The 5890-nt window shown below is 66.3% G+C and carries 9 protein-coding genes; 5 read left to right on the forward strand and 4 right to left on the reverse strand.

Translation table 11 applies throughout. From position 1 onward, the window contains the following. Nucleotides 1–483: 483 nt before the first annotated feature. Nucleotides 484–1140, reverse strand: a complete 657-nt coding sequence (locus ACO1BU_RS35640; RefSeq protein WP_424140623.1) for a phosphatase PAP2 family protein — start codon at nt 1138–1140, stop codon at nt 484–486. Nucleotides 1141–1484: 344 nt separating this feature from the next. Here ACO1BU_RS35640 and ACO1BU_RS35645 point away from each other — a divergent pair, with 344 nt between their 5' ends. Genes ACO1BU_RS35645 through ACO1BU_RS35655 form a run of 3 tightly spaced genes read left to right on the forward strand, consistent with a single transcriptional unit; the run spans nt 1485 to nt 2536 of the window. Then, on the forward strand, nt 1485–1742 hold the full coding sequence (locus ACO1BU_RS35645; RefSeq protein ID WP_424140624.1) for a hypothetical protein: 258 nt from the start codon (nt 1485–1487) through the stop codon (nt 1740–1742). 9 nt (nt 1743–1751) lie between these two features. Next, nucleotides 1752–1877 carry a hypothetical protein gene (locus ACO1BU_RS35650; protein ID WP_424140625.1) on the forward strand — a complete coding sequence of 42 codons (126 nt, stop codon included), beginning with the start codon at nt 1752–1754 and terminating at the stop codon, nt 1875–1877. Beyond that, on the forward strand, nt 1874–2536 hold the full coding sequence (locus tag ACO1BU_RS35655) for a phosphoribosyltransferase (protein WP_424140626.1): 663 nt from the start codon (nt 1874–1876) through the stop codon (nt 2534–2536). The genes ACO1BU_RS35650 and ACO1BU_RS35655 overlap by 4 nt, the downstream gene beginning before the upstream one ends. Here the strand turns inward: ACO1BU_RS35655 and ACO1BU_RS35660 are convergent. From ACO1BU_RS35660 to ACO1BU_RS35670, 3 genes are read right to left on the reverse strand one after another with little or no spacing between them, the layout of a single operon-like run. After that, nucleotides 2452–2913: an alpha-hydroxy-acid oxidizing protein gene (locus tag ACO1BU_RS35660; RefSeq protein WP_424140627.1), complete on the reverse strand. Its 462-nt coding sequence runs from the start codon at nt 2911–2913 to the stop codon at nt 2452–2454. The two genes, ACO1BU_RS35655 and ACO1BU_RS35660, sit on opposite strands and share 85 nt — an antisense overlap. A 10-nt stretch (nt 2914–2923) precedes the next feature. Continuing rightward, nucleotides 2924–3193, reverse strand: coding sequence for a Txe/YoeB family addiction module toxin (locus ACO1BU_RS35665; RefSeq protein ID WP_424140628.1), 270 nt, complete (start codon nt 3191–3193; stop codon nt 2924–2926). Then, nucleotides 3190–3465: a type II toxin-antitoxin system Phd/YefM family antitoxin gene (locus tag ACO1BU_RS35670; RefSeq protein WP_424140629.1), complete on the reverse strand. Its 276-nt coding sequence runs from the start codon at nt 3463–3465 to the stop codon at nt 3190–3192. The genes ACO1BU_RS35665 and ACO1BU_RS35670 overlap by 4 nt, the downstream gene beginning before the upstream one ends. Nucleotides 3466–4134: 669 nt before the next feature. On the opposite strand from ACO1BU_RS35670, the gene ACO1BU_RS35675 reads away from it, so the two are divergent. Beyond that, nucleotides 4135–4875 (forward strand): hypothetical protein, encoded by a 741-nt coding sequence (locus ACO1BU_RS35675; RefSeq protein ID WP_424140630.1) that lies wholly within the window; start codon nt 4135–4137, stop codon nt 4873–4875. After that, nucleotides 4868–5797 carry a hypothetical protein gene (locus tag ACO1BU_RS35680; protein WP_424140631.1) on the forward strand — a complete coding sequence of 310 codons (930 nt, stop codon included), beginning with the start codon at nt 4868–4870 and terminating at the stop codon, nt 5795–5797. The genes ACO1BU_RS35675 and ACO1BU_RS35680 overlap by 8 nt, the downstream gene beginning before the upstream one ends. The last annotated feature ends 93 nt before the right edge of the window (nt 5798–5890 follow it).

Here is a 5890-nt window from a genome sequence, read left to right on the forward strand (position 1 = left end):
CGCAAGCTCAAACTGAAGCAGTGATACAGCCACACCGCATGCTGAATGACCTCGGCCGGGTACCGGAGGCCGCGGAAGGGATTGGGAGAGGTTGTCATACCAAGGACCCTGTCACTGCCCGACTAGGACGCCAATCTGACAAAGCCTCCCAAAGCATTCGACGACGGACACGCCTGATCCACCCCCTTGCATCGATGATCCATGGCCCTCGCCAATCTTTGCAACGGAGCCAGTACATCTTCCATGTACGGCGAGGTGGAGTTGCCCGGATGTCTCGACCTTCACTTCATCAACATGGCATTCAGGAACATAAAGCAGCTCGTTCATCCTGCATGATACGCCATCCTCTCAAATCAGGGGATCGCGCCTCAGCAAGCGAGCCCACCACATAACTTGCGGGAGAGCCACTTCTCCCGGGGAAGTCCAACACCGTGAACCTGAAACCAGTGTTTGACGAGGTCCAGCCCAGTCGTGACAACCTGCTTATGGACGGCGCCCTTCAGTGATGGCGCTCAGCAACGATCCTTTATGGCGGGCGATACCGGAGCGAGGGCCGGCCTGCTCCTCCGTCACGCCGGCCGGGCCGAGGAGGCGGTGCAGCGCCGCCTCCAGCCCGATGCCGATCGCGAAGCTGGAGGCCAGATCAGTCGGCCAGTGGGCAAGCAGCACCAGACGCGTCATCCCAAGCCCTCCCATCGTCAGCCAGAGATGTTTCTTCCAGGCATGTGGCACCGATCGCGCAAGCCCAGCCCCGATTGCCGCCAAATGGACGACGTGCCCGGAAGGGAAACTGTTGTAGGGTCGGACGGAGCGTGGCACGCCGTGGCGCCGCCAGCCCACCACTCGGTGGTCTGGCCGCTCCTTGTCCACGAGGCACTTGGCGACGTAGGTCAGTGCTGCCGCGGCTGCCGTGGTCCGTGCCAGGTGATCAGCTCGACGCCGTGTGCGCACGTCGGCGTTCATCAGCCGAATGCCAAGCCAAGCAAGGCCGACCACCGCGATCAGCAGCTTCTCGTCGGCCGCCCTGGTGAGGACCCTCGCCCCGCGCTGCACCGGGGTACGTGCCCTGCGCGCGATGCTCCGTGAAATGCTGAGATCAACCGCGGCCGGAGGTAGTCGTATCAGCCCGGATCGTGCCATGCTCCTCGAAACGCCGCCGTTCGCGATGTGTTGCTCATGCGTCACCTATGGCCGAGTGATGTAGGCCTGCGATGGCGCTGCACGAGCGAGTGACAACGGCACTGGACGAGACGCGGACGCTGATCCTTGGAGTGCAACTCCTGCCTGGGTTCCAGTACCAGGGCGTATTTCGGGAGCAGTTTCAGTTACTGACGCCCCACGCTCTGGCGATGAACGGGTGGGCCTTGGGGCTGAGGTCATGGTGGTCCAGCCGAGTGCACGGCGATGAGCGAGACGCGGCGCGAGGTGACGATCCCGCCGCTCGGGCTGCAGGTACCCTTTTCCCGCCTGGGCCGGGGCGCGGCGTGGTGACCTTCGTGCATGGCAGCGGCAGCAGCCAGCTCAGCCCGCGCAACACCGCCATCGCCGCGCAACTGCGCCGCCACGGCCTCGCACGCCGCTTTTCGACCTGCTGCTGCCTGAGAAAGCGGGCGACCGCCACGAGGCCTTCAACATTCCCCCTGCTCACCGACCGCCTGGTGCAGGCGACAGGCTGGCTGCTCTCGTCCGAGGGTCTGGATACTGAGGTGCTGGCGCTGAATCGGGCCGCCACTGCCGAATGATCTTGTAAGATGGGGATAGAGATGGTGCCCGGTGCCGGTTACCTGTTCGAGGAACCGGGGACGCTGGAATCCATTGTCGCTCTGGCGCGCGGCTGGTCCATGCTGCGCTTGGCGCCAGGGAGCTGCCCGCCATGATCTTTCGAAACCGATCCGATGCTGGCCGTCAACTGGCCGGGCGCCTGCTGCATCTGAAGGACCAAGACCCCGTCGTGCTCGCGCTGCCGCGCGGGGGCGTGCCGGTTGCGTTCGAGGTGGCGGAGGCGCTCGGCGCCCCGCTGGATCTCCTGCTCGTGCGCAAGATCGGCGCGCCGGGCTATCCCGAACTCGCCGCTGGCGCCGTGGTGGACGGGTCGCGGCCGGAGACCGTGCTCAACGAGGACATCGTGCGCCAGCTCCAGGTGTCTGACGCCTATATTGAACAGGAGGCCGCACGCCAGCTTGCCGAGATCGAGCGGCGCCGCGCGGCCTATCTGCGCGGCCGGCCACCGGTGGCGCTCGACGGCCGCACTGCCGTGGTTGTCGATGACGGAATCGCAACCGGCGCCACGGTGCGTGTCGCGCTCCGCGCGCTTGTCGCCTCCGGCGCGGCGCAACGGGTCGTGCTGGCCGCGCCCGTGGTCCCGCTCGACGTGGCCAAGGCTCTACAAGGCCTGTGTGACGAGGCGGTCTTCCTGGACACGCCGCGGGATTTCCGAGCCGTCGGCCTGCACTATGACGACTTCCGCCAAACGGAGGACACCGAGGTCGTCGCGCTGCTCGATCGGGCTGCGGCACAGATGACGGGTGCCGCATGACGCCGCCGGACGGTGCGGGCCGCACGCCGGGACGAGCCGCCACGTTGGACATCCCTCGCACTCCCGGCCTGGATAATACGCTGGCCTTCTTCCGGGAGGCGTGCCCTGAGTGACCCGCCGGGCCAGGACCGGAGCAACTGGAGCACGGACGGGAGCGCGCCCGGGCGGATCGGCGGCTGCTCGCCGGAACTGGCATCATCGAAAGAGAGCCGACCGAAAACGGGGGCGGAGACGTAGTTGGCGATGCCGCGCTCGTGCAGGAAAGCCAGGTGCCCGTGATCCAGGTCGCGCGGGCGCCAGCCGAGTTCGGTCGTGTCGAGCGTGACCACGATCGCCTCGTGCCCGGACGTCTCCGCCCGCTGAAGGAAGCTCTCCACCAGCTCGCCATCAGTAGTGATATCGGCACTGGATGATTTCGGCCCGCTGATCCTCGCCTTTCCGGCCCTGCACCCGGTACACTAGCCTGTGCTCGCCTGTGATGCGCCGCGACCACCAGCCTGAGAGGTCGCCCTTCAGGGCCTCCGGCTTGCCGAGGCCCGTGAAGGGCTGCCGGCGCACGTCCTCGATCAGCTCGTTCAGCCGGCGATGGATGTCCGGATCTGTGCGGGCCCAATGCAGGTAGTCGGCCCAGCCATCGCTGCCGAAGTGAACCTTCACGCCTGGGAGGAGGCCTTGGGCGGCAGCAAGTCATGGGCCGAGGTCTGGCCGGCCTCGACCTGGCGCATGCCGCGCAGCAGCCGCCTGGCGTTCTTGGGGCTGCTCAGGAGGTGAACCGTCTCCTGCCAACCGGCAAACTCCTCCTCGGAGATCATGACCACGTTGCCCTTGCCGCCCTGGCGCGTGACCACGACCGGTGCCCGGGCCTCGACAGCCTCGTCCAGATAGCGCGACAGGTTCTGTCGCAGCTCAGTGTAGGAAACATGCGTCATCGGGCACCTCCGCTTCTGCCCGATATAGGGCAGGCGTACAGAAATCTGTACCACTCTTTGCGGCGACGAAGAAGCGGGTTGCGCGGCCGGTGGCTGGGGAGCGCCCGTCGCCCTGAACTATGGCCCAGGCTGAGCTGAGTGCCCTTTGACCATCGGCACCGGCTCCACCTGGTCCTCCGGCGTGACGAGGTCGACCGGCGTGCAGCCAAGCGCTTGAGCCAACTCGAACAAGGTCACCACAGTCGTGTGAGTTTTCCGAGAAGCGTAGACTCATGGCTGTAGCGAAATCAGCCATTTGCTCTGGCCGATTTTCCTTAAATTGGCGCCTCACTTCCGATGATCGTCGAATAGCTTCGAGTTCGGGTCTTGCGGGGCGCACCTTGAAGACGTTGACCGAGCAGGATCTTTGGCGCAGAGAAGGTGGAACAGGACGCTGAATTCTACGATTTGAGGATCAGGATCCTCATCGTCCGTGCATTCTTCACTTTAAAGAAAACCCACAGCGGGGTTCATCACCGAGGCCTTTCTCAAGGGCGCGCTCGATGAGCAGGTGATGCATCACACGCGGCAGAAGAGCATCGCCACCACCCAGGGCTATCGGCGCCGGGCCCGGATCACGCGGGACAGCCCGGCGCGGCTGCTCGACCTGTGACGCAGAGGGGGTGGCAGATGGAAGAAGTGGAGGGGGAGGGAAGGGGGCCTTTGTCCCTCTCGGGCCAGCCTGAGGCCGGCCCACCGGACCGCCCCTGGCAACCCCGCCCGGAGCCGGTGGACTGGCTCTACAACAGGCTGACGGTGAGCGGGCCGGCGGAGAGGGTCGCGCAGTTCGAGGCGGCGGCGGCCGGGCCGGGCGTGATCCCCTGGGTGCTGGACCTAGCGGAGCTTGAGGAGGACTACCTCCTCCCTATGGCGGCCCCGCAGGACGGGGTACGCGCGATCAGCCTCGCGGGCGCCAAGATCCTGGCGCGGCGCCTGCGCGAGGCGGTCGCCCTGAACCACCAGCGGGCGCTGGCCCGCATGGCGACTGACCGGAGCTGTCCCTTTGACCTGCACCGGTTGCTGCCGATCCCGGCCTCGGTACTCGCCCTCGGGCCGGAGGAGGGGGCGAGTCGGGACTGGCTGCGCGGCCACTGGGGCGTGACCCGGCCCCTCCGGCACGTCGAAGCCCTGCCGAGCACGCTTGACGGGCGCAGGAAGAGGATGGGGCAGATGCGGGTGGGCTTCTGGTCGGCCGACTGGTCGCCCTGGGGCGCCCTTGCCCGGCTCCGCCGCGCCTGGCCTGACCTCTCCCTCGACCTGCGGCCGGACTACGCGCCGGGGGTGGGTGCTGGGGCCGAGGCGAGCGAGTCTGATCCGGAAGGCAAGGGTCGGAAGTCCGGTACCCGGCAGGGGCGGGGCGCAAGTGGCTGAGGCCGACATCCTCGAGGCGCCGGCCGAAAGCTGGGACGGGGAGGGGAGGGAGCCCCACTCTCTCGCAAGCGAAGCCACCCCACATCTGAGCGTCGAGGGCTTCGAGGGCCCGCTCGACTTCCTGCTGGAGATGGTGCGCCGCCAGCGGGTCGACCTCGGTCCGCTCTCCATCCTGGCCCTGACGGATCAGCTGGTGGGGGCCATCGAGAACAGCGGGGGAGGGATCCGGCTCGAGCGCCGGGCGGAGCTCTATGTCAGCTTCCTGGAAGCCACCCTCGTCCTCCTGGAAGGCAGGGAAGGGCAGGGGGCCGAACCGCCGGCCAGCTACCGCCCGGCCCCGCTCGATCTGTGGCGCATTCCGGATGCCCTGAAGCGCATCACCGAACTGCTCCGGCAGACCCCGGCCGGTGTGCCCATTGAGCGCTGCCTGCCGCCGCTCCTAGACCACACGCCCGACCGGCCCATCCGGCTCCGGGCGGCGCTCGCCAGCACCCTGGTTGCAGGGCTGGAACTGGTGCGGGACGGATCAGTCCGGGTCAATCAAGACGATGCGTTCGGCCCCATTTTCCTTGAACTTGCTCTAACAGGCTGCGGAAATTCGATTTTGGCGAGGCTTCTACGAAAATTTATTACGCTGCGTACGATTCGGGCACAGCAGTGTTGTGCACATCACGGTCTGTCCAATTCGGATTGTTCGTGTGGCTGGGCTGGAGCAGCGAATTTCCGCAGCCTGCTAACATCAACCCGTGGGGATGAGATAGATAGATGGATGCCAGTACCACCGAGCAAAGGATCCGCCGCTCGAAGCGCCTCCGGCAACCCCGCATGCCCGACCTTTCTGACACCCGCCGGATTACCTCCCGACGTGGATAGGGATAAACCATGCGGGAGCTATGGCCGAAACTGGGTGATGGCGATGTGAGAGAGGCGGCGTATCGAGGTGGGTGGAAGCCTGCCTGAACCTCCCGAAGGAGCGATACGCCGAGATGAGCAGTACCACTGTTGTCCCCCTGCG

Source organism: Roseomonas chloroacetimidivorans (genome assembly GCF_049629625.1).
In the GTDB taxonomy this organism is placed as follows: Bacteria; Pseudomonadota; Alphaproteobacteria; order Acetobacterales; family Acetobacteraceae; genus Roseomonas; species Roseomonas chloroacetimidivorans.